A 23098-nucleotide genomic window follows, 5' to 3' on the forward strand; every position below is an offset into this window, starting at 1 on the left:
TCACCGATGATGAGCACACCAGCGCTGTTGTAATCAGGTAGAATTGGTTTCATTGTTGGTCTCCAAAAATTAAATCGAAGTGAGTTTATCACAGCCCTTATCGAGGCTAAATATATGGTCTTAACTGAACCACTGATTCCAAGCCTGTTTTACCCACTCCCTTTCGGCAACAAACTTATCTTCCACCACATCAGCGTCTAAATTAAGTAGATTTCGGCGGTGTATTTCGTTTCGCATTGTCGTGTAAGCACGTATCAACTGCATTGCTTGGTCTTCGTCCATAACATCTTGCGCAATGAGCGTTTCAAAGATGCGCACATTATCACACCAACGCGTCAATTTCGGCTTATCGTGACTATAGTTGAGCACTAGGTACTGAGCGAGAAATTCGATATCGGTAATCCCACCTACATCTTGCTTGAGCATAAAGCGGCCTGGCTTTTTCCCCCCAAGATGACCGCGCATTTTTTCTCTCATTTCGACAACGTCTTTTTTCAGTTCAGCTTGATCGCGTGCTTTGCACAACACATCATGCCGCGTATTGTGAAATGCAATTGCCAGTGGTTCATCACCATAAATCATGCGCGCGCGGACAAGTGCTTGATGTTCCCATGTCCACGCGTCTTGATGTTGGTAGTCGTCGAACGCGTCTGTTGGGCTAACCAACAAACCCGATGCACCGGACGGACGCAATCGGGTATCGACCTCGTATAAAATACCGGAAGCGGTGCGAGTGGAGAAAATATGAATGATACGCTGTGCTAAACGAAGGTAGAACTGACGACCATCAATCTCTTTCTTGCCGTCAGTGTAGACATTGACGGGGCAGTCATGCATGAAGACAATATCCAAATCGGAGTTATAGCCGAGCTCCCACCCTCCGACTTTACCATAACCAATTACAGCAAAGCCTTTACCTTCACGATCTTTCACATGCGTTGGCTCGCCGTACTTTTCAGACACTTGCAACCAAGCCTGACTGATCACCGCATCAACGATAGCTTCCGCTAAATAAGTTAAATGGTCACTCACTTTCATCACTGGCAATGCGCCAGCAATATCTGCCGCTGCAATACGCAAAATACAAATTTGCTTAAACTGACGCAACGCTTCCATTTGCTGTTCCATATCATCTTCAGGAATACGCGCCAAATAATCACGCAGCTCTGTACGGTAACTGTCTAATGGAATGGGATTGTATAGCTGCGCAGGGTCGATCAACTCATCAAGCAAGATAGGATAACGAGACAGCTGCTCTGAAATCATTGGGCTTGCGGTACACAAACGTACGAGCTGCACCAGAGCCGCTGGATGCTCATCCAATAATTCCAAGTAAGTTGTGCGAGTGCAGATGTTGTGTAGCAAGTGAAGTACACGAGATAAACCAAACTGTGCATCAGGATGGGCAAAGACCGCATCAAACACTTTCGGCATCAAACGATTGAGCACTTCGCGTCCACGTGGGCCTAACGTTTTTTTGGCCAGATCGGTTTTAAAGTTGATGATGGTTTTCGCGCATGAAGCAAAGTCTTCAATCTGAATATCCTGCTGCAAGATATGCTCAAGAACGTCTTGTTTGTCGGCCATATCCCATAGCTCATGAAAATGACGAGCAACGGTAGTCCCCTCGTCTTCTTCATCATCACCAATTAGTGATTCAAAAACTTGGTGAACATTTGCCATATGCTGCTGGGTTTGCTCAATTAATTGCTCCCAACAGCTCATTTTCATCGCAGTGGCGAGCTTTAAGCGTTCGGTTTCGCAATCAGGCATTGTCTGGGTTTGCTTATCCGCCATTGCTTGCAACAAGTTTTCTAATTGACGCAAGTACTTGTATGCAGCTTCTAGATCGCTGACTTCTTTTGGAGTAAGCAATGCCAGTTCTTCAATGCCTTGCAGCGTTTCCAACAGCCCTCGATTACGCAAAGAAGGCTCTCGACCACCTCGAATCAATTGAAAAACTTGAGCGATAAATTCAATTTCTCGGATGCCACCCGCACCTAGCTTAATGTTGTTATTCAACCCTCGGCGGCGAACCTCGCTACTGATCATCGACTTCATTCGACGCAAAGATTGAATCGCACTGAAATCAATATAACGACGAAAAACAAAAGGGCGCAGCATTTGGCGTAGCTCTTGATACTGCGGGTACATCTCACATCCCATCACCCGAGCTTTGATCATCGCGTAACGTTCCCAATCTCGTCCCTGTTCTTGGTAATAATCTTCAAGTGCGGCATAGCTCATAACCAAGGGGCCACTTTCTCCAAATGGGCGAAGCCGCATGTCGACGCGGTAGCAAAAACCATCGAAGGTTTGTTGGTCGAGCGCTTTGATGATGCGTTGACCAAGACGAGTAAAGAACTGGGCATTGGCAATGCTTCGGCGTGCGCCTTGGGTTTCACCATTCTCTGGGTACGTGAAAATTAGATCAATATCGGAAGAAAAGTTTAGCTCGCCACCACCCAGTTTCCCCATGCCGATAATTAACATCGGCTGCACTTCACCGTCCTCACTTGTTGGCGTGCCCCACTCCTGACAACACACTTGATATTGCCATTGATAGGTTTCAAAAATCATCGCTTCTGCCAACTCAGATAAGTGGCTTAAAGACGTCTCTAGAGACCATGCATGCGTGAAATCCTTCCACGCAATGTACACCATTTCTCGGTTGCGAAACTGACGCAACACGCGATGACCAGACATCTCATCAGGACATTGTTCCAACAGTTCAGCAAGACGTGAGCGGTAAGACTCCTGACGACTTGGCTGCGCTAACATACTTGGCAACTCACGGCCTAGGACTTCATCGCGATGAATGGCTTCGGTTATAAATTGGCTTAAGCCCGCCACATAACGAAATTGCTGCGCAACCTCATCGGGCCAAAGGGGAAAATAACCTGCGTCTTGGGCGTTTTGTACGGCAGATTCAGCGATAGAAATCAGTGGCGAAGGCAGCTGCATTTTTCTTCCTTGTTTGAAAAGCACGGTAACTCATTCTTTATACCAGACTGAAAGCAAATAAAAACGCCCACAAAAGGTTTGTGGGCGTTTTATCAAAAGTTCGGGATCGAATATTAAACTTGGAAAGATTTGATCTTCTTGTCTAGCTCACCTGCATTATTTTGCATCATTTCAGAGGTTTCTAGCAGCTCGGTAACGACAACAACTGAGGCTTCCACCAACTCACGTACATTGGTGAGGTTTTGGCTCATCTCTTCTGCAACACTGCTTTGCTGACCAGACGCCGTCGCGATCTGGAAGTTCATGTCATTGATTTGCGTCACTTGCCCAACAATACCATCGAGCTCAGATCCAGCATTAGAAACCAGCTCGTTTCCATCTGCCGCTTCTACAACGCTTTTTTCCATGAGTTCTACCGCAGATTCAGCACTGGTTTGCAGCTGTGCGATCATCTCTTGAATTTCTACCGTCGCTTGTTGTGTACGTTGGGCAAGGTTACGAACTTCATCTGCAACCACAGCAAAACCCCGCCCAGCCTCGCCAGCTCGCGCCGCTTCAATCGCCGCATTCAGTGCAAGCAGGTTGGTTTGTTCAGAAATGCCTTGAATCGTCCCCACAACGCTACCAATAGCTTCAACACGTTCTTCAACTTGGTTAACCGCTTGTGCCGATAAAGCGATATCCGACGAAAGTTCACTCATTTTCGCCATTGTACTTTGCAAGAACTGCTGACCAGAAATTGCTTGCGCGGAAGCTTGCTCTGTTAGAGAAGATGCCGTCTGGGCATGTTCCGCAACCGTTTGGACCGTCGACGACATTTCACTCATCGCCGTAGCAAGTTGATCAATTTCGTTAAACTCTTCTTGCGCCGATTCCTTCGTTTCCGACATGCTCAGTGTCATGACTTCGGTGAGCGTTGATAATTCATCAGACGCATTAATTTGCATTTGAATCACATCGTGCAATTGTCGACGTGTCTTTTCTAATTCACGTGCCACGTCTCCGTATTCATCTTTACAATCCATACCAAATGGAACAGAGAGGTTCTTGCTCGCCATCAGTTTGATCGCGTCGCTCAAATACTGTGTTTGACGCAACATCACTCTAGCCGCCGCTAATAAGAGCACGACAAAAACCACTATCAATAAGGCGGTTTGCCAAGCAACTTGCGTTAAGTATGCTTCATAATGCTGTTGGGCAACTTGCGCGTTTTGTGTCGCCGCTAAAAGTGAGTCGTAAAAAGTGTTTGCGTCCCACAGTTGTTTTGCCACGATCAGGACAGTACTGAAGACCATCAACATGACCATTTTAGGCACCAGTCGAATGTCGGATATGACCCTTTCCCATGGCTTAAATGCCAGCTTTTCCATTGTCAGTTCTCCACCGAGTCTTATATAGTCTTTATCTATAATCTTTATATTACTTATAGTTATGTTCGCGCTTTGCGTGGTTACGCGATTTATTTTGAGCTTCGTATGAAAAACAATGATATCAAAGACAGCACACGACCGATGGGCCTGTTGTCACTAATATTGTCTTTTATGGCACTATTTGTGATCTCTGGCTTGTTGTTTTTCCCGATCGATCACGAAACCCGTCAAGTTCTTATCGGTCTGGATTTCATAATCTGTAGTATTTTTCTACTACAGCTCACCATTGATTTGATCCGGTCCACAGATCGCTGGTTATTCCTTAAACGTCATTGGATAGATTTCGTGGCGAGCATCCCATTGATAGAGCCCCTGCGCTTTGCTCGTATTTTTCATATTATGCGAGTGGTATTAGTACTGCGTTCGTCAAAGTTCATTTTGCATCAGCTCAAAGAAAACCGCCGCGAAACCACGGTCGCCTCTATACTGCTATTGATGGTTATCCTCATAACACTCGGTTCTAGTGCAATGCTGTTTATCGAAGCGAAAAACCCAGAAGCGAATATTCGTACTGGCGCCGATGCTTTGTGGTGGGTATTTGTAACAATCTCAACGGTTGGTTACGGCGATCATTATCCAGTGACCTCCATAGGAAAGTTTTTGGCTGTCATCATCATTGTTTGCGGGGTGGGTATCTTTGGTATGATCTCGGGTCTTATCACCTCTATCCTTACTGCCCCAACGAAACAACAGACGCACAGTTCAATCAATAAAGAACGTATGCTCGAGCAGCTCCTAACCCAACAAGCTCAAATACTAGAACGACTCGATTTCATGGAAAAAGAGCTACAACAACGTAAAACAGAGACAAAAAAATAGGACCATGCGGTCCTATTTTTTTGTTCTTATCACCAGAACGATCATTCACGCCAATAAGGCTGAACTTCCACACTGATCGCTCGGGTTTGATCCATTGCATGCAAAATTGAGCGCTCTTGACGGTGCAACCAGCGTTCTAACTGCTCTTTTTCTGCGTCTTCCAGCATATCAACCAACGGGAGCAAGTGGTTCAGCATTAGCAGATCATCGATACCATGCACTAGATCCGCCCATGGTAAACGGAAGCTGTTACGCTCATCCGAGTTATACAAACTCGCGAAACCAATACCAGTATAGAGGTTACGCAATAAGCGATAACGCTGATCAACGTACTCTTGCGCCGTCAAATCGCGCTCTGCTGGGAAAGCTTCCATTAGCTCAGCCCAAGTGCGATCGAGCTGAGTAACTGAAAACGGCATGATGTTACTTGCCATTTTTTCACGTGCTTTTTCATCAAGAAATGGCTGCCAACCGCGCGCTAAGATCCAGCGGCTTAGATCCAGCAGTAACCCTGTGTAACGCGCGGAATTGAGCAACCCTAGCACTTCTTCACGGCTTGGCAACTCTTGTAACTGCTGAGTCAACTCAGATACTAAGAACTTACGTGCATCCAACTTGCGCAGCACATTGCCTTTGTCATCTAAAAGCTCTTCAAGGTGTGCATGCTCATCCAACCAACTCAGTTCTTCTTCCAACCATTTAAGCTCTTGGCGCAGAATCGCGCTCGCGCGACGAGGGACAATCCCGCCAAAAATAGTCAATGTTTGACGAATGAAACGAATGGCATTACTGATTTCACGCAGTGCTTCCACGCTGTCACGCTCAGCATAAATTTGCTCGTGATAATGCCAATGAGACAAAGCGTGCTCTAAAGAGTTGATCAAGCAAAATTCAACGGTATCCGTCGGACTACTGTCCACAAGTGCCAATGATTTTACTTCATCACCCGCATAACCGCTTGCAAGTCGATAACCTTTCGCCGCTTTGCTCAAGTTACCCAAACGCATACCGCCTTGCTCGCAAAAGCTGCGTGCCAGCGTGAATAAAGCTTCGGTTTGGCCTGACTTAAGTTCCAGTTCAACTTCGCAAATCGGCTCTTGCTTCTCTTCTTCGTCTTCACCTTTGGCTACAACTAAGCCTTGGTCAAAGGCAACTTCAATCTGACTGCCATCGGGCATGCCAATCAGCCATTGTTCACGTGTGAAGTTGGTCGAGAATAATGGCATAAGCTCGGATTGCAGCGTTTCTGCATCTTTACCTGGAGGCCAAATATCTAGAGGATGAAGCGACAGATTAGGCTCGTCGCTAGTGTGCTCAGCATTGTATTCTGGTCTTTGATGTAAGCCTGCGACGACGCGTCCTGCTGTCTTTACGGTTTGGACGAATACATCATCAAAACGGCGAATTCTTAAACCAATGTCGTGCTTTCGAAGCCATTTATCGGCAGTATCAAAATAGGTGTTACCCAAGTCACGACAACTATGCTGAAGTACTTTTGTCTCAGAAATTTTTTCTTTTAAAGTTTCTGAAAATTCAGGAGAAACAAAAAACTTCAGTTCTATTTCGGTTTCCATAGCTATACCTTTCAAAGCAGATAGAAACAGGATATTGCGTAATTTCTCACACGGCAAGAGAGAAATATCGCCGGATTGATGATCTAAAACAGTTTTAATGAGCGATTTAATGCGTTACCATGCGCGCCTTTATAGCCATCGTTCAACATTTCGCCAAGCACTCAGAAATGGTGTATGTTTTTTTAAGGTTATAGTTATTAGGTTGAATGACCATGCCAGTAAATACAATTATGGGGTTATTTGCAAAGTCCCCAATTAAGCCTTTGCAACGCCACGTTGTGTGTGTCAACGAATGTTGTTCACACTTGGTGAAATTCTTTGAAGTATCTTCAAAGGGTGATTGGGAAAAAGCAGCAGAAATCCGTGCACAAATTTCTCACCTAGAGAAAGAAGCGGATGTGCTGAAACGTGAAATCCGTCTAAAACTGCCTCGCGGTTTGTTCATGCCAGTCGACCGTACTGACATGCTTGAGCTTTTGACTCAACAGGACAAACTTGCAAACCTGGCAAAAGACATTGCTGGCCGTGTATATGGTCGTCAACTTGTCATCCCTGAGGCTCTCCAACCAAACTTCCTCGCTTACGTTCAACGTTGTCTTGATGCTGCCGATCAGGCGCAAAAGGTAATCAATGAACTTGATGAATTGCTAGAAACCGGCTTCAAAGGCCGTGAAGTGACGCTCGTCGCTGAAATGATTCATCAATTAGACGTTATCGAAGATGATACCGATGCCATGCAGATTGAACTTCGCCAACAGTTGATGGTGATTGAAGCTGACATGAACCCTATCGATGTCATGTTCCTGTACAAGATTCTTGAATGGGTAGGTGGTATTGCCGACCAAGCGCAGCGCGTAGGTGCTCGTTTGGAAGTCATGCTATCTCGATCTTAAAACATAAAGTTAACGACATAACGAAGAGCATAATTAACACGTGTCATAGGGACGATGACTATTTTCATCGTCTTATGGTTTGGCGCGCGTAAAATTTTGTTCCGCTTGTTATAAAACAACTAGGTATTACGATGGATATCCTTGCGAACTACGGCACTGTCCTGATTATTGTTGCAGCGATTTTTGGTTTCATGATGGCGATTGGTATTGGCGCGAACGACGTTGCTAATGCGATGGGTACATCTGTAGGTTCAAAAGCGCTAACTGTAAAACAAGCTATCATCATTGCGATGATCTTCGAATTTGCAGGTGCTTACCTTGCAGGCGGTGAAGTAACCGACACTATCCGTAAAGGTGTAATCGAAACTTCTTTATTTGCTAGTCAACCAGATGTTCTTGTCTACGGCATGATGTCTGCGCTTTTAGCAGCAGGTACATGGCTGCTTCTTGCTTCTTACATGGGCTGGCCAGTATCAACGACTCACTCAATCATCGGTGCAATCATTGGTTTTGCATGCGTATCAGTAGGTACTGAAGCGGTTGACTGGGGCAGCGTTCAAGGCATTGTTGGTAGCTGGATTATTACGCCAGTGATTTCAGGTTTCTTTGCTTACGTTATCTTTGTCAGCGCACAGCGCCTGATTTTTGATACTGAGAACCCTCTGTTTAACGCGAAACGTTTTGTACCTGTTTACATGTTCATCACAACAATGGTGATTGCACTTGTAACCATCAAAAAAGGTCTAAAACACGTTGGTCTTCACCTGACCAATGGTGAAGCCTGGATGTGGGCAGCAGCAGTTTCAGCACTTGTGATGATTGGCGGCTACGTATACATCCAGAAAAAATTCGCTAATCGCGAAGAGGACCGCAGCTTTTCTGGCGTGGAAGGTATCTTCAGCGTTCTGATGGTTATCACCGCTTGTGCGATGGCATTTGCACACGGTTCAAACGACGTTGCAAACGCCATTGGTCCACTGTCTGCTGTCGTATCGACTGTTGAACACATGGGCGAAATCAGCACGAAAAGCGCCATCGCTTGGTGGATTCTACCTCTTGGTGGTATTGGTATCGTGGTCGGTCTTGCAACACTGGGTCACAAAGTAATGGCAACCGTTGGTACAGGCATCACTGAGCTAACGCCTAGCCGCGGTTTTGCAGCACAGCTAGCAACAGCATGTACGGTAGTTCTAGCGTCTGGTACAGGCCTGCCAATTTCAACCACTCAAACATTGGTTGGTGCGGTTCTCGGTGTTGGCTTTGCTCGTGGTATCGCAGCACTGAACCTAGGCGTAGTTCGTAACATCGTGGCATCATGGATCGTTACACTACCAGCGGGTGCGTTATTGGCCGTAGTATTCTTCTACGGACTTCAAGCGATGTTCGCTTAAGACACTCGTCAATAGAATGTAAGCGCTTTGTCATTATTGACTCAAACGCACAGAAAGGGAGGCTTTGCCTCCCTTCTTTGTTGCACCGAGGTTTGAAACTGCATACTATTCGTCTATTTCCGGCTCCAATCATTCGGTGCCAACGCTGTCTCCAAGAAAAATCGTTAAGGGATTTACTGTGAAAAAACTAATCATCACGGTTTTGTTTACTTTGCTAGCAGCGCCAGCGGCCCTAGCAGCAGACCGTTATATTTCTGATGACCTCTTCACTTTTATGCACTCAGGTCCAAATAACACCTACCGTATTATCGGTAGTGTTAACGCCGGTTCTAAAGTACAACTGATTAAAACCAACCGAGATACTGGCTATACGCAAGTTCGTGATGACCGTGGTCGCACTGGTTGGGTACAAAGCAAGTTTGTGACAAACCAAGAGAGCATGGCAATTCGCCTTCCTCGCATTGAGAAAGAGCTAGCCGAAGTAAAAGAGCAGCTTGCTAATGCTCGTCAAACTTCTGATGCAGAGAAAGCCGGTCTTGTTACCTCTCTCGAAACACGTAACCAACAAATTTCAGATCTAGAAAATAAATACTCTGAGATCAGTGATCAGCTTACTTCTGTTGAAACAGAAAACCGCGAGCTACGCGCAAAACTGGATACACAAAAAGATGACATGCTGCTTAAGTACTTCACTTATGGCGGCGGTGTCGCAGGTTTAGGTTTACTATTTGGTTTGATTCTTCCGCATGTCATGCCTCGTAGAAAGCGCTCTCCTGCGGGTTGGGCATAAACCCTTACGCTTTTATCTTTAAAAAGAACGCAAAAGCCAGTCGATATTGACTGGCTTTTTAGTTTGCTTCGTTTGATAGAAGTGAGTACTACTCCCCCATTGAACTAGAGGCTCGACGACGATCCGTTGCGCCATAAAGCTTGCCATCTTTTAGCTCAATTGCATTCAAACCGCTTACCACTGGAATAACGTGCACTGGGTAGCCAAGCTCCATAAACTCAGGCACCAACATTTCTGCGAACGTTTTCTTTTCCACCAGCAAACCAGTCGGGTCATAAGACTTGGTGCGGTCTATCTTAGTGCCATACTGGATGTTTGGTAAGTCAATAGCCTCTTGCGCTGATAAGTTCCAATCCAGCACCCCAACCACGGTTTTGAGTACATACCCCGGGATTTGTGAACTACCTGGTGACCCAACCACCAAACGCAAATTATCATCACTGTCCATCACCATTAATGGCGTAATAGCCGAACGTGGACGCTTGCCCGCTTCAATTGAGTTTTGCGTAGGTTTGCCGTTAACCGTTGGCAGAGGTGAGAAGTTAGCCATCTGCGCGTTCAAGATAACGCCATCGACCATGACACCCGAGCCCATACCCGTTCCTACCGTACTAGTCATCGCTATTGCATTTCCGTCTCTATCGACGATAGAAATATGCCCTGTATCTTTGCTCTCGAAGCCTTGATATTGCGCATACTGAGTTTGCGTCATCTGTCCTGCTTTTGGATCCTCTTTTGAAGTGCCATTGTCAGGGATTAAATCACGTCTCTGATCTAGATAGGCTTTAGACAACAACTGTTCAACTGGCGCTTCCACATAATCCGGATCTCCGGCATACGCAATACGATCGGCTTTTGCAATTCGCATCGCTTCAGTCATGAGACGCCAAGGTTCCACATCCGTTTTCGCCATATGGGCAATGTCATAGGGTGCAAGCAGTTCAAGACTCTGAGCGACCATCACACCGCCCGAAGCTGGGTAACCAAAAGAGACGATTTTATTCCCACGGTAGTCGCTCTCAATGATGTCACGCTGCTTCACTTGGTAATGTTTAAAATCTTCTAAAGACAACTTCTCGTGTTGGTCGTCAATACGACTATTAACCGTCTCTACGATGTGCTGACCAAGCTCACCACCATAAAGGTAACGATCGCCTTGTTGCGCGATCTTCCTCAGCGTCTCAGCCATCTTAGGGTTCTTCATCAAGGTTCCCGTCGGCTTAATATCGTCCCCTTGCCAATACAAGGCTTTCACTTCCGGATCTTGCTCAAGTCGGCTTTGCTCTCTTACTACGATGTCGTAGGTGTAGCTGTTCATCGCGTACCCATTGCTCGCCAATGTAATTGCCGGCTTAATCAGCTCTGCCCATGGCAACTTGCCGTATTGTTCATGAGTGGTGTAAAGCAACCGCAACGTGCCCGGAACCGCAACAGAACGAGGGCCTAATATTTCGTTGCGACTGAGTACTTCCCCATTCTCAACAAACATTTCAGGGTTCGCGCTAGAGGGCGCTTCATCTCGACCATCAAGGGCCAGAAATTTTTTCTCGTCATGTTGATAAAACAGCGCGAAAGTCCCGCCGCCAATTCCGGTCATATCTGGCTCAACGACAGACATCACCATCTGCATCGCGACCATAGCATCAACAGCGTTACCGCCTTCTTTCAATATTGAGTAACCGGTACTGCTCACGTAAGGATTCGTCGCACTGACCATGAAATCTTGCCCGCGACTATCTGGTGTAACTGGGAATGGGTCTGGCTTTGCTGCATAGCTTGTCGATGCAACAATGCTTAAAGAAAAAATCAGAATACGCATGTGTCTCTGTTTAGACTCCTATTATGTGATGGGGTCTAACGTGGACCAAGTCATTACTCCGAAGTTCGTGAAGATGGTGTCTTTTTACACAACGCTGACTGGAATCGCGCTATCAATAGATGAATGATATTGGTGCTATTTAAACGACTGAGAAAAGCTATATTTTGCTTGTTTGAGTATCTAAAAATCATCACCAGAATAGATGCAAAAGATGCTCTGAAAAATAAAAAGCCAGCGATATGATTTCGCTGGCTTGATGTGTTTCTACAAGAGTTACCCTTTCCACTCATACAACGCTGGTATACGAATTTGCTCACCTTGGAACTCAACAATCACAGCTTGCGGTTGTATTTCTCTTAGAGTGACCTGATCATCAACGACATCCCCTTGATGATACTCAACATTGTTAATTTTCACCCAACGGCGTTTTTCATCACTAGCGTACATATGGGTTTGCAAATTAAGCGCAGGTAGACGCCCTTGCCACTGGTGAGCGTTGCGCTCTAAATCGTTCACGCGTGCCGTTTGTGATGAAGAGTTGTCATCATCTCGGGATAAGGCATTTTCGACCTTCCTAGCTAAATCAGGAGATAATGAGGATAAATCCAGATCATCCAAAGACAACCCGAGGTCCTCTTCAGCAGCAGAAGTCGCTTGGGTTGATGCTGAGTTGCGTGTTTCATCTCTGCTTGGTGTATGGCTCGTGTATTCATCGGGGGTGGTAAATGTACCAAAATCACGCGATAGCTCTGCACTTGGCCACTCTCTTGGCAATTGGGCCAACTGGGTGTTCTCTGGATAGTCTAATACTTTGAAAGGTGATACCACTTCGACCTTTTCTATCGGGGACGTTGTATCTACTTCAGCACTCGGTGCAAAGAGATCTAAGTACCAAGCGACTCCGATAGCAGAAGCAGTGATTGGCAGCAAGAACAGACCTATATGTTTCACAGCTGACATTATGCGTCCTCCTTCTCGATTCTCGCCAGTTGAGGCGCATCTGGCTGAACATTTTGCTGAAGTCGGTCTAGCGTTCGCTTACCTGCAATACCATCGACACCAATTCCTTGCCAACGTTGAAATAACTCGACTCGCTCTTTCATCGCACCATCAAAAATAGACGTTTCAAGCAGTGGCTCACTCACCGCTTCTGCTAATAATCGGTCTAATACTTCAATCGCAGGGCCTTCCATGTCTAAACGTAATGTTTCATTCAGCGGAGCATGCCACAGTTCGATAATATTGCCCTGCCACAACGGCTTTAGCCACGAAACTGGCAGACGGAGACGCTGCTTACCATTGAGCACTTCAGCTTGATCATTACCGACGGCATATAGAATGACATACCCAACATCACCTTGATAATTCAACTCCAAGATCACAGGGCGATTTTGTTGCATCAACAGCGGCCAAGTCGCCATTTTACGCTCACAACGCATAGTCGACTGCGGTTCTGACAAACAAAGATTATCGCGAACCGATGCTTGATACCCCCACAAACGATACAAATCATTTACAGCGAGGTTCGACTGTTTTTGTGTTAACAATAAATCACGCTGCTCATCCGTTAACTGTTGGCTGACGACGGTTGGTGTTGGCTCTACTCTTGGCTCCGTCACTTGTGTCAACACTGACGTCGCTTGAGCTGGCATATAATTCACGACCGCCCACCCCGTACTTAATGCAGCAATAAGGCCTACCGTGACAGAGCCCCAAGCAGGCCAACGGAAAGTCCGGCGCTCTTTTTTATCTTGCTGATAAATATCTGCCTGAAACTGCATCACCTCTTCACAGGCCTGCTGAACGGTTTGCTTATCCACAACCACATTACCCTGGTGATAACTAATGTTGAGGGATTTGTCACAGATAAGGTTGATGAGCCGCGGTATACCGTGACTGTATTTGGCTATAAGTTTACAAGAAGCACGATTAAACAGTTGCTGGTTGCCACCTGCTGTATGTAGTCGAAATGCGATGTAATCTTCTGTCTCTTTTTCATCCAACGGCAACAGGTGATAACGCCCAGTAATACGCTGGGCAAGTTGGCGTAGTTGTGTTGTTTGTAATAACCGCTGCAATTCAGGCTGCCCGACCAACAACACTTTGAGCAGTTTTCTGGTATCGGTTTCCAAGTTGGTCAACAAGCGCAACTGCTCTAGAACGTCGGCAGCAAGGTGTTGAGCCTCATCAATGACCAGCAATGTCTGCCAGCCTGAACGATAATTACGCAGCAAATATTGATGGATAACCTGGTTTAGCTGTTTGAGGTTTGCGTCTGGCGGATAGGTGATTTTGAACTCATCACAAATGGCTTCGAGCAAATCTCTACTCGAAAACGTGGGATTGAGGATAAGACCCGCTTTGGTGTTATCACCCAAATTCGCCAGCATCGCTTTTGCGACAGTCGTTTTGCCTGTACCTACTTCGCCAGTAAGCATAGCAAAGCCACCGCCATCGCCTAGCCCAGCTTGGAGATGTGTGATTGCCTCTTTGTGACGTTGGCTCAAATACAAATAACGTGAGTTTGGAACAATCGAAAATGGTTGTTCGACAAACCCAAAAAAGTCCTTATACATTAGGCTCTCCAGCTAAAAAACCACCTGGGAATAGTCAGACATGGTATAAACGCTCTTCTTCTATTCTTAGGAGTAAAGAAAAGTACCATTGCTTGCTACAATGTCCAACGGCATATCCATAAATTAAGAGGTAATTCGTGCAAGTTTATTTAGTAGGTGGCGCAGTTCGAGATAAATTGCTCGGAATTGATAGTTATGACAACGACTGGGTGGTCGTAGGCGCGACGCCCGAGATGATGCTGTCCCAAGGATACACCGCCGTTGGTAAAGACTTTCCTGTATTTCTGCATCCCAAAAGTAAAGAAGAATATGCCCTTGCACGAACAGAGAGAAAGTCAGGTTCTGGTTACACTGGTTTTGAATGTTTCTTCGATCAAAACGTCACCTTAGAAGAAGATTTGATACGTCGTGATTTAACCATTAACGCGATGGCAATGGAGAGTGATGGCACGATCCATGACCCATATGGTGGCCAGCAAGATCTCAACGATAAACTGCTACGCCATGTATCAGACGCCTTTATTGAAGACCCTCTACGCGTTTTACGTGTCGCTCGCTTCGCAGCGAAGCTTGCTGATCTAAACTTTACGGTTGCCGACGAAACCATGCGGTTAATGCGTCACATGGCAGAGTCCGGAGAGCTGAGCACACTGACTCCCGAGCGTGTTTGGCAAGAATGGCATAAATCTCTCTCTACTCCTCGCCCTGATATTTTCTTATCGGTTCTACGAGACTGTGGTGCATTAACCGTGGTGTTACCTGAAATTGATGCACTATTTGGCGTACCTCAACCTGAGAAGTGGCATCCAGAAATCGATACTGGCATCCATACTTTGATGGTGGCAGAGCAAGCCGCAAAATTGAGTAAATCACTCCCCGTCAGGTTTGCCGCCCAAGTGCATGACTTGGGTAAGGGCGTGACGCCAGAGAGCGAATGGCCAAGCCACAAAATGCATTGCCATACAGGATTAAAACTGATCAAAAAGCTGTGCGAACGTGTCCGGGTACCAAATGAGTTTCGTGATTTAGCCTTGATGGTGTGCGAACAGCACTCCAATATTCATCGCGCGGCTGAACTTAAACCACAAACCATAATTAAAATACTCAATAAACTTGATGTGTGGCGTAAGTCCGAACGTCTGCAAGATATCTTGCTTTGCTGCCAAGCGGATCACGCTGGTCGTAAAGGACTGGAAACGCAACCATATCCACAGGCGGATATTTTTAGGCAAGCCTACCAAGCAGCAGCGGCAGTTGACGTTCAAGCCATTATCAAAGAGGGCTTTAAAGGCCCTGCGATTCGTGACGAGCAAGAAAAACGACGTATTGAAGCAGTGAAAGCAGCACTTAAGAAGTAACGAACAAACAAAAACGCCCGCGGATTTCGCGGGCGTTTTTCGTTAACATCAATTATGCACTTAATAGAAAAGCGAACAAACCGACGCCCAAAATGAGACGGTAAATCACAAACGGTGTCATGCCCATTCGTGAAATCATCTTCAAGAAGAAGTGGATACAGATGTACGCACTGATAAACGATGTGATAATGCCAGTCATTAAGAAACCAACATGGACAGGTTCACCACTGGTCACTAACTTCATGCCTAAGTAGCTACCAGCTAATGTAATGATTGGGATCGACATTAAAAACGAAAATCGGGCAGCCGCTTCTCGAGTAAAGCCAAGGTAAAGCGCTGCTGTGATGGTCGCCCCTGAACGTGAAGTTCCAGGAATCATCGCTAAGGCTTGAGCAATACCGATAAATACAGCTTTCTTCCAACCCGTTTGGTATTCATCGGCAACGAGTTTAGCGTTTTTGTCTACCCACCATAGCAACAGGCCAAATACGATCGTAGTAGTCGCGATGACGTAAGCGCTACGTAGATACACTTCAATGATGTCTTTCATCAATAAGCCGAACACACAAGCTGGAATCGTCGCAATCACGATCATCCAAGCCAATTTAGCTTCTTTACTGCGATCTCCTTTAAAGATCGAAGCAAATAACGCTTGAAACAAAGTGATTACTTCATGACGAAAATAGATCACGACAGCCATTAATGTACCGACGTGAACAGCAACATCAAAGGCTAGACCTTGGTCTTCCCATCCTAAAATAGCGGAAGGCAGGATCAAATGGGCAGAGCTTGAAATAGGCAAAAACTCTGTCAGCCCCTGAATCAGAGCCAAAATAAAGGCTTCAAAATAACTCATGTAAACAACTCAAATTAAAAATGAAAGGAAACGGGTTTGAGCGAATCGACTGGCTGCATAGCATGCCAAATGTCTGCGACTGTGCGTCCATCGCCTGGGATCACTAATTGCGGTTCGAGATCATACAGCGGCTTTGTGACAAAAGGATATTTGTAGATATCACTGCGAGGTAGCTCAGGTTTTTTCTTGGAGACGCGCTCACCGAACAACACTATATCGAGATCCAGTGTTCGATCCTGATACTTTTGCGCGTTTTCTTCGCGTCCCCACTTAAATTCAATCTCGCGTAGTTGATGGCTCAACTCTTCTAATGACAACTCGGTACGCATTGCAACGACAAAGTTGTAGAAATTCTTGCTGCTAAAACCAATAGGTTCGCATTCATATATCGGTGATACGAGGAGATTTTCTCCAAGCCGTTGCAGCTCCTGATACGCAGCAAGCACATGTTGCTCTCTTTCTACGTTCGTCCCAACACCGATATAGGTGGTGATCATGCTCGGCCTCGCTCAATCACCACACCAACAGCACGTGCTTGCGGCACGGCGCCAGGCTTCGCTAGGCGGATTTTCACCCAAGGCACAGAGAAACGCTGCATGATAAGCTCTGCTACTTCTTCAGCCACGCGCTCGACCAGTAAGAAACGACCATTTTCAATGTGGTTAAGTACCGCCTCACTCACCTGCGAATAATCCAGTGCATCTTGCACATCATCACTTTTGCCCGCAGGTTTATTATCGTGTGCCATTTCAATATCTAGAACCAACTTTTGTTTGATTTGTTGTTCCCAGTCGTACACGCCAATGGTGGTGATTACTTCTAACTGTTCAATAAAAACTTTATCCAGAGCCATCTTATGTCCTTCTATTACAGAGGTCGGATACCCGTGAGGGGTAATTTGATCGTAGTATTCTATACCTAAGTAACATTTACTTTGGTCATCACAATGTTACTTAGGTATAAACTGCGAAAGCATCTTTATATACAAGAAATCACATAATGCAAGCTCTATCACAGTGAGGATTTCTGCATTATGTAAATTCGGGGTATGATAGCAACTACGCGGGAACCGAGCATTAAATTCCAATCCATCAAGGACTTCTATGGACGCACTGGCACTGATAATGACAATGGCCGCCTATTTATTAGGTTCGGTTTCCAGTGCGGTTTTGATCTGTCGACTCTTAAAACTGCCAGACCCACGCAGTGTGGGATCTAACAATCCTGGAGCAACGAACGTATTGCGTATTGGCGGACGAGGAGCCGCTGTTTCAGTCTTGTTGTGCGATATGCTCAAAGGCACTATCCCCGTGTGGGGCGGATACTTTCTTGGTATCGACCCTATCATTCTTGGTGTCATCGCCATTGCTGCCTGTCTTGGCCACATGTACCCCATCTTTTTCCACTTTAAAGGCGGAAAAGGTGTCGCGACCGCGCTTGGCGCTATCGCTCCGATTGGTTTGGACTTAACAGGATTGGTAATGTTAACTTGGCTGTCAGTAGCCGCGCTATTCCGCTATTCATCCTTAGCGGCTCTCGTCACGGTTTTGGTCACTCCGTTTTATACTTGGATGTTTAAACCGCAATACACGTTACCTGTTGCTATGCTGTGCTGCTTAATCGTATTTAAGCATCATCAAAATATTCGTCGGCTTTTGTCTGGCGACGAGCCAAAAATCGGCGAGAAGAAACTGACACAAAAAAACTCGGCTTAATGCCGAGTTTTTCGTTTAAAGAGGGATGCATTGGTTACGCATGAACTCGATTCAGGAAGTTCAACAACATTTGGTTGACGAACTCCGGCTGTTCTAAACAACTGATGTGTCCCGCTTGCGGAATTTCTACCAACTCACTGCCCGTGATACAGTCTTTCATTAAATACGATTCGAAAACCGGGCGAGGCTTATCTTCACAGCCCACCGCAATTAACGTCGGCAGAGCGAATTTTTCCGAATCTTCAATCACATCACGGCGACCAAACACCATGCGCCCCATGCGAGCTACTTCCACCGCACGCTCACCGTTCAGCTCTTCTAAACTGCGTTTGAATGAAGCGACAAGTTTAGGGTTATCCTGATTGACGTTGTTGGCAAAGAACAGCGGCACAACGGCTTCAATAATTGGCGCAGGCACTGCTTGGACTTGGCTGATGGTATCAAGCATTGCAAAATACTTTTTATACGTAACTTCTGGCTCCCAGCCAATGAAGGTATCCATCAATACCAGTGACTTAACACGTTGCGGCGCTTGAGCCGTTAGCTCAGCTCCCCACATGCCGCCAACAGATAAGCCCACTATCGAGAACTCTTCGATATCTAAATGATCCATCAATGCCAACATATGTTGTGTATAGTCGGCCAATGACTGTGTCGATGCAGGTGCAGCGTCCGATTCACCATGTGCCCAAAGATCTGGCACAATACAACGGAATGACTGGCTTAAAACCTCAACTTGTGGCGCCCACATTTGGCTATCCCAAAGGTAACTATGACCAAATAGAAGCACAGGGCCCTCACCTTTATCTAGATAAGCAAGTTGCTGACCTTCAATTTCAAACTTATTCATTGTTATATCCATTTCTTATTCTTCCACGTCATCCTAGCACTGAAACAATAGCGAACTGCTCGCATCAGTCAGAATGTAAAACGAGGCGGTTCATTGAATAATTAAAAATAAAGGCCTCTGAGGAGCAGAGACCTTTATTACACAGAACCGGTTTCAAACCTACCGCATAAATTTGACTAAGCGACAGGTGTTAGTTGATCAATTGGCCAACGTGGACGAGCCTCTACTGACATGTCAGCCACTTCGCCATTCTTCAAGCGCTGCATGCCTGCGTAAGCGATCATCGCACCGTTATCTGTACAGAACTCAGTACGTGGGTAGTAAACTTCGCCGCCAACTTTCTTCGCTAACTTCTCTAACTCAGCTCGCAAACGACGGTTAGCACTCACACCACCAGCAATAACAATGCGTTTCATGCCTGTTTGCTCAAGCGCGCGCTTACATTTAATAGCCAACGTAGCACACACAGCCTCTTCAAATGCCAATGCGATGTCCGCGCGGGTTTGCTCGTCATCACCGTTTGCAGCAATCGTGTTAGCCGTAAAGGTTTTTAGACCAGAGAAACTCATGTCCAAACCTGGCACATTCGTCATTGGGCGCGGGAACTTAAAGCGGCCCGGTGTACCTTTTTCCGCCAGTTTAGATAATAGTGGACCGCCTGGGTAATCCAAACCCATTAGCTTCGCTGTTTTATCAAACGCTTCGCCCGCCGCATCATCAATCGACTCACCTAGAATTTTGTACTCACCGATGCCTCTCACCTCCACCATCATAGAGTGACCGCCCGATACTAATACCGCCACAAACGGGAACGGTGGAGGGTTATCTTCCAACATTGGGGCCAATAGGTGACCTTCCATATGATGAACAGGTACCGCTGGCACTCCCCAAGCATAAGCAATACTGCGACCGATAGTCGCACCCACTAATAGCGCCCCAACAAGACCAGGCCCCGCGGTATACGCGACACCATCGATGTCTTTTGAAGTTAAGTTCGCTTCTCTTAGTGCCTCTTTAATAAGAGGAATGGTTTTCTTTACGTGGTCACGTGAAGCCAACTCAGGCACCACACCGCCGTAATCTGCGTGCAGTTTTACTTGGCTGTATAGCTTGTGTGACAAGAGACCGTTTTCATCGTCATAAATTGCGATGCCAGTCTCGTCACAAGAGGTTTCAATACCAATAATGCGCATGGTTTTCTCAGTATGCTTTCTGTATAGAGGAAATTTGGGCGTCATATTACCTCGCCTTGGTGCTGCAAACAAATTTTGTACAGACAATAATCGACAAAAGGCTTTACAAAGTAGTTGTGATCGGATTAAAATTCCGCACCATTTTTGATCAAGCTGGTAAGAGACCTAACAATTGTGATTTGGTCTGTTGAATACCAGCGTTAACGAATAACCCCTGAGGTGAAAGGCATATGCCAGTAGTTAAAGTACGTGAAAACGAACCGTTCGACGTTGCTCTACGTCGTTTTAAGCGCTCTTGCGAAAAAGCAGGTATCCTTTCTGAAGTGCGTCGTCGTGAGCACTACGAAAAACCAACTACAGTTCGCAAACGCGCTAAAGCAGCAGCTCAAAAGCGTCACGCTAAGAAGCTAGCTCGCGAAAACGCTCGTCGCGTTCGCCTGTACTAATAACTGAGCTCCAAAAGGAATTTAGTTATGGCTCTGATTGATCAACTCAAAGAAGAGCAAAAATTAGCGATGAAAGCCAAGGACAAATTGCGCCTTGGTACTATTCGTTTAGCCCTATCAGCAATCAAGCAACGTGAAGTTGACGAACAGATTACTCTGAACGATGACGACATTCTTGCAGTATTGACCAAGATGGTTAAACAACGTCGCGACTCTGTAGCGCAGTTTGAAGCAGCGGGTCGTCAAGATCTTGCTGATGCGGAACAAGCAGAAATTACCGTTCTTGAGGACTTTATGCCTCAACCACTGACAGACGAAGAAGTAGCGGCTCTCATCGAGAACGCGATTGCTGAATCTGGCGCAGCTGGCATGCAAGACATGGGCAAAGTAATGGGCGTTCTGAAACCGCAAATTCAAGGGCGTGCAGATATGGGTAAAGTAAGCGGTTTAGTTCGCGCTAAATTGGCTTAAGGTACCCCACCCAATTGCAGCAAGCCGTGCTATCCTTTGGAGCGCACGGCTTGTTTGTATCTGGATGGATGGAATGAAATCAATGGGCAATACGCTCATTCTTTTAAGGCATTCACTCCACTCATCATCTTCTTTTTTTGTTAGGTTTTATGGCTGGACACATCCCTCGCAGTTTTATCGATGACCTTCTAGCTCGACTTGATATTGTCGATATCATCGACGCACGTGTGAAACTTAAGAAAAAAGGCAAAAACTACGGCGCATGCTGCCCGTTCCACAACGAAAAGACACCCTCATTCAGTGTCAGTCAAGAAAAGCAGTTCTACCATTGTTTTGGTTGTGGCGCGCATGGAAATGCCATCGATTTTTTGATGGAATTCGACCGACTAGAATTCGTCGAAGCCATTGAAGAACTCGCTTCATACTTGGGTTTAGATGTTCCTCGCGAACAACGTAGCGGCGGTAATGGTTCGTTTCAGTCAGGCCCACAAGCAAGCAGCAGTGAAAAACGTAACCTATACGACTTAATGGGCAGCATTGCTCAATTTTATCGTAACCAACTCAAACAGCCAGCAAGTAAGGTGGCGATTGAGTATCTAAAAGATCGCGGCCTGTCTGGTGAAATCGTCCAGAAGTTTGGCATCGGCTATGTGGCTGATGAATGGGATTTAGTTCGTAAGAACTTTGGCCAGAATAAAGAAAACCAAGACATGCTCGTCACTGGCGGCATGTTGATTGAAAACGATAAAGGCAACCGCTACGACCGATTCCGTGGTCGAGTGATGTTTCCTATTCGAGACAGACGCGGTCGAGTAATAGGCTTTGGTGGTCGAGTATTAGGTGATGGGACACCAAAATATCTCAACTCACCCGAAACCCCGATATTTCATAAAGGTAAAGAGTTGTATGGCCTTTATGAAGTACTACAAGCGTACCGTGAGCCACCACAAATTTTAGTGGTTGAAGGCTATATGGATGTTGTCGCGCTTGCTCAATATGGCGTAGATTATTCCGTTGCCTCATTGGGAACCTCGACAACGGGCGATCACTTGCAAGTGTTATTCAGGCAAACAAGCACCGTCGTGTGTTGTTATGACGGTGACCGCGCAGGCCGTGAAGCCGCGTGGCGTGCCATGGAAAATGCATTGCCTTACCTAACGGATGGTCGCCAGTTAAAATTCATGTTTTTGCCGGATGGAGAAGATCCCGACTCTTATATCCGACAAAACGGAAAACAAGCATTTGAGCAGCAAGTGTCTAATGCGATGCCCTTGTCTGAATTCATGTTCAGCTCATTGACTCAGCAGGTCGATATGAGCACGAAAGAAGGCATGGCAAAACTGAGTACTCTTGCGGTTCCTCTCATTGATAAAGTCCCTGGCGGCACTTTAAGACTATACTTGAGAGAATTGCTTGGCCGCCGTTTGGGTTTGGTTGATGAACGCCAACTACAGCAGCTAATTTCAAAACAAGGTAAAGAGGATAAAAGGCCTCAACCTCATAAAGAAATCAAGCGAACGCCGATGCGAGAAGTGATCGCGTTACTGATTCAAAACCCACAATACGTAAGTATGGTGCCAGATCTAACTAGCGTTAGAGATTTGCCCATTCCTGGTCTAAGTTTATTTGTTGATGTACTTGATAAATGCCAAGCGCATCCCCATATCAACACAGGCCAATTATTAGAGCATTGGCGAAACAGCCAAAATGAGACCCTTCTGTCTCGTCTCGCGAGTTGGGACATTCCACTCGATGAGGACAACCAAGAAGAAATCTTTTTAGACTCACTGGATAAAATTATTGCCCAGTGCGTAGAAAAACAAATTGAAAACCTGCAGGCCAAAGCAAGAAGTGTCGGTTTATCAGCCGAAGAGAAAAGGGAGCTGCTAGCACTTATGCTAGATTTAAAAGCGTAACCCTGTTTAATTAGTCAGCAACGATTTAATTTGTTAT

The 23098-nt window shown here is 46.0% G+C and carries 20 protein-coding genes; 9 read left to right on the top strand and 11 right to left on the bottom strand.

Annotation, left to right across the window (positions count from 1 at the left end; all coding sequences use genetic code 11):
* Nucleotides 1-120: 120 nt before the first annotated feature.
* Together glnE and R7O12_RS16225 are read right to left on the bottom strand one after the other, a co-directional pair.
* The gene (gene glnE / locus R7O12_RS16220; protein WP_213971583.1) at nt 121-2964 is read right to left on the bottom strand and encodes a bifunctional [glutamate--ammonia ligase]-adenylyl-L-tyrosine phosphorylase/[glutamate--ammonia-ligase] adenylyltransferase; all 2844 of its coding nucleotides are present in this window, start codon (nt 2962-2964) and stop codon (nt 121-123) included.
* A gap of 113 nt (nt 2965-3077) precedes the next feature.
* On the bottom strand, nt 3078-4334 hold the full coding sequence (locus R7O12_RS16225; RefSeq protein WP_318100775.1) for a methyl-accepting chemotaxis protein: 1257 nt from the start codon (nt 4332-4334) through the stop codon (nt 3078-3080).
* Between the two features lie 105 nt (nt 4335-4439).
* On the opposite strand from R7O12_RS16225, the gene R7O12_RS16230 reads away from it, so the two are divergent.
* Nucleotides 4440-5213 (top strand): potassium channel family protein, encoded by a 774-nt coding sequence (locus R7O12_RS16230; RefSeq protein WP_025768395.1) that lies wholly within the window; start codon nt 4440-4442, stop codon nt 5211-5213.
* 41 nt (nt 5214-5254) lie between these two features.
* Here R7O12_RS16230 and R7O12_RS16235 read toward each other — a convergent pair whose 3' ends face one another.
* On the bottom strand, nt 5255-6787 hold the full coding sequence (locus R7O12_RS16235; protein ID WP_005379894.1) for an inorganic triphosphatase: 1533 nt from the start codon (nt 6785-6787) through the stop codon (nt 5255-5257).
* Between the two features lie 212 nt (nt 6788-6999).
* Between R7O12_RS16235 and R7O12_RS16240 the strand changes: the two genes are divergently transcribed.
* The 3 genes from R7O12_RS16240 (at nt 7000) to R7O12_RS16250 (ending at nt 9861) form a co-directional block, all read left to right on the top strand.
* Nucleotides 7000-7680: a TIGR00153 family protein gene (locus R7O12_RS16240; protein WP_005379896.1), complete on the top strand. Its 681-nt coding sequence runs from the start codon at nt 7000-7002 to the stop codon at nt 7678-7680.
* A 131-nt stretch (nt 7681-7811) separates the two neighbouring features.
* The gene (locus R7O12_RS16245; protein WP_017820251.1) at nt 7812-9071 is read left to right on the top strand and encodes an inorganic phosphate transporter; all 1260 of its coding nucleotides are present in this window, start codon (nt 7812-7814) and stop codon (nt 9069-9071) included.
* A 178-nt stretch (nt 9072-9249) separates the two neighbouring features.
* The gene (locus tag R7O12_RS16250; protein WP_005379900.1) at nt 9250-9861 is read left to right on the top strand and encodes a TIGR04211 family SH3 domain-containing protein; all 612 of its coding nucleotides are present in this window, start codon (nt 9250-9252) and stop codon (nt 9859-9861) included.
* A gap of 88 nt (nt 9862-9949) precedes the next feature.
* On the opposite strand, the gene ggt is transcribed toward R7O12_RS16250, so the two are convergent.
* The 3 genes from ggt to R7O12_RS16265 form a co-directional block, all read right to left on the bottom strand.
* Nucleotides 9950-11680: a gamma-glutamyltransferase gene (ggt, locus tag R7O12_RS16255; protein WP_318100778.1), complete on the bottom strand. Its 1731-nt coding sequence runs from the start codon at nt 11678-11680 to the stop codon at nt 9950-9952.
* 273 nt (nt 11681-11953) lie between these two features.
* Nucleotides 11954-12640 (bottom strand): general secretion pathway protein GspB, encoded by a 687-nt coding sequence (locus R7O12_RS16260; RefSeq protein WP_318100782.1) that lies wholly within the window; start codon nt 12638-12640, stop codon nt 11954-11956.
* The gene (locus R7O12_RS16265; RefSeq protein ID WP_193837544.1) at nt 12640-14256 is read right to left on the bottom strand and encodes an ExeA family protein; all 1617 of its coding nucleotides are present in this window, start codon (nt 14254-14256) and stop codon (nt 12640-12642) included. Before R7O12_RS16265 ends, R7O12_RS16260 begins: the two co-directional genes overlap by 1 nt.
* A 137-nt stretch (nt 14257-14393) precedes the next feature.
* Here R7O12_RS16265 and R7O12_RS16270 point away from each other — a divergent pair, with 137 nt between their 5' ends.
* Nucleotides 14394-15614, top strand: a complete 1221-nt coding sequence (locus R7O12_RS16270) for a multifunctional CCA addition/repair protein (protein WP_318100786.1) — start codon at nt 14394-14396, stop codon at nt 15612-15614.
* A gap of 52 nt (nt 15615-15666) precedes the next feature.
* On the opposite strand, the gene R7O12_RS16275 is transcribed toward R7O12_RS16270, so the two are convergent.
* Genes R7O12_RS16275 through folB form a run of 3 tightly spaced genes read right to left on the bottom strand, consistent with a single transcriptional unit; the run spans nt 15667 to nt 17323 of the window.
* Nucleotides 15667-16470, bottom strand: a complete 804-nt coding sequence (locus R7O12_RS16275; RefSeq protein WP_017820255.1) for an undecaprenyl-diphosphate phosphatase — start codon at nt 16468-16470, stop codon at nt 15667-15669.
* 14 nt (nt 16471-16484) lie between these two features.
* Nucleotides 16485-16967 (bottom strand): 2-amino-4-hydroxy-6-hydroxymethyldihydropteridine diphosphokinase, encoded by a 483-nt coding sequence (folK, locus tag R7O12_RS16280; protein WP_005387457.1) that lies wholly within the window; start codon nt 16965-16967, stop codon nt 16485-16487.
* Entirely contained in the window at nt 16964-17323 is a 360-nt protein-coding gene (gene folB, locus R7O12_RS16285) for a bifunctional dihydroneopterin aldolase/7,8-dihydroneopterin epimerase (protein WP_005387458.1), read from the bottom strand. Before folB ends, folK begins: the two co-directional genes overlap by 4 nt.
* Nucleotides 17324-17573: 250 nt before the next feature.
* On the opposite strand from folB, the gene plsY reads away from it, so the two are divergent.
* Complete coding sequence (gene plsY / locus R7O12_RS16290) at nt 17574-18185, top strand: glycerol-3-phosphate 1-O-acyltransferase PlsY (protein ID WP_005379857.1); 612 nt, start codon at nt 17574-17576, stop codon at nt 18183-18185.
* Nucleotides 18186-18219: 34 nt separating this feature from the next.
* Here plsY and R7O12_RS16295 read toward each other — a convergent pair whose 3' ends face one another.
* Both R7O12_RS16295 and tsaD read right to left on the bottom strand, forming a co-directional pair.
* Complete coding sequence (locus R7O12_RS16295; protein ID WP_318100790.1) at nt 18220-19035, bottom strand: alpha/beta fold hydrolase; 816 nt, start codon at nt 19033-19035, stop codon at nt 18220-18222.
* A 176-nt stretch (nt 19036-19211) separates the two neighbouring features.
* Nucleotides 19212-20228 (bottom strand): tRNA (adenosine(37)-N6)-threonylcarbamoyltransferase complex transferase subunit TsaD, encoded by a 1017-nt coding sequence (tsaD, locus tag R7O12_RS16300; protein WP_206971394.1) that lies wholly within the window; start codon nt 20226-20228, stop codon nt 19212-19214.
* Nucleotides 20229-20458: 230 nt separating this feature from the next.
* On the opposite strand from tsaD, the gene rpsU reads away from it, so the two are divergent.
* From rpsU to dnaG, 3 genes are all read left to right on the top strand, one after another.
* A complete protein-coding gene (rpsU, locus tag R7O12_RS16305) occupies nt 20459-20674 on the top strand; it encodes a 30S ribosomal protein S21 (RefSeq protein ID WP_001145625.1) in 216 nt (71 codons plus the stop codon).
* Between the two features lie 27 nt (nt 20675-20701).
* The gene (locus R7O12_RS16310; protein ID WP_005379720.1) at nt 20702-21145 is read left to right on the top strand and encodes a GatB/YqeY domain-containing protein; all 444 of its coding nucleotides are present in this window, start codon (nt 20702-20704) and stop codon (nt 21143-21145) included.
* A gap of 149 nt (nt 21146-21294) precedes the next feature.
* On the top strand, nt 21295-23061 hold the full coding sequence (gene dnaG / locus R7O12_RS16315; protein WP_005379719.1) for a DNA primase: 1767 nt from the start codon (nt 21295-21297) through the stop codon (nt 23059-23061).
* Nucleotides 23062-23098: the final 37 nt, after the last annotated feature.

This window comes from Vibrio sp. Vb1574, assembly GCF_033338675.1.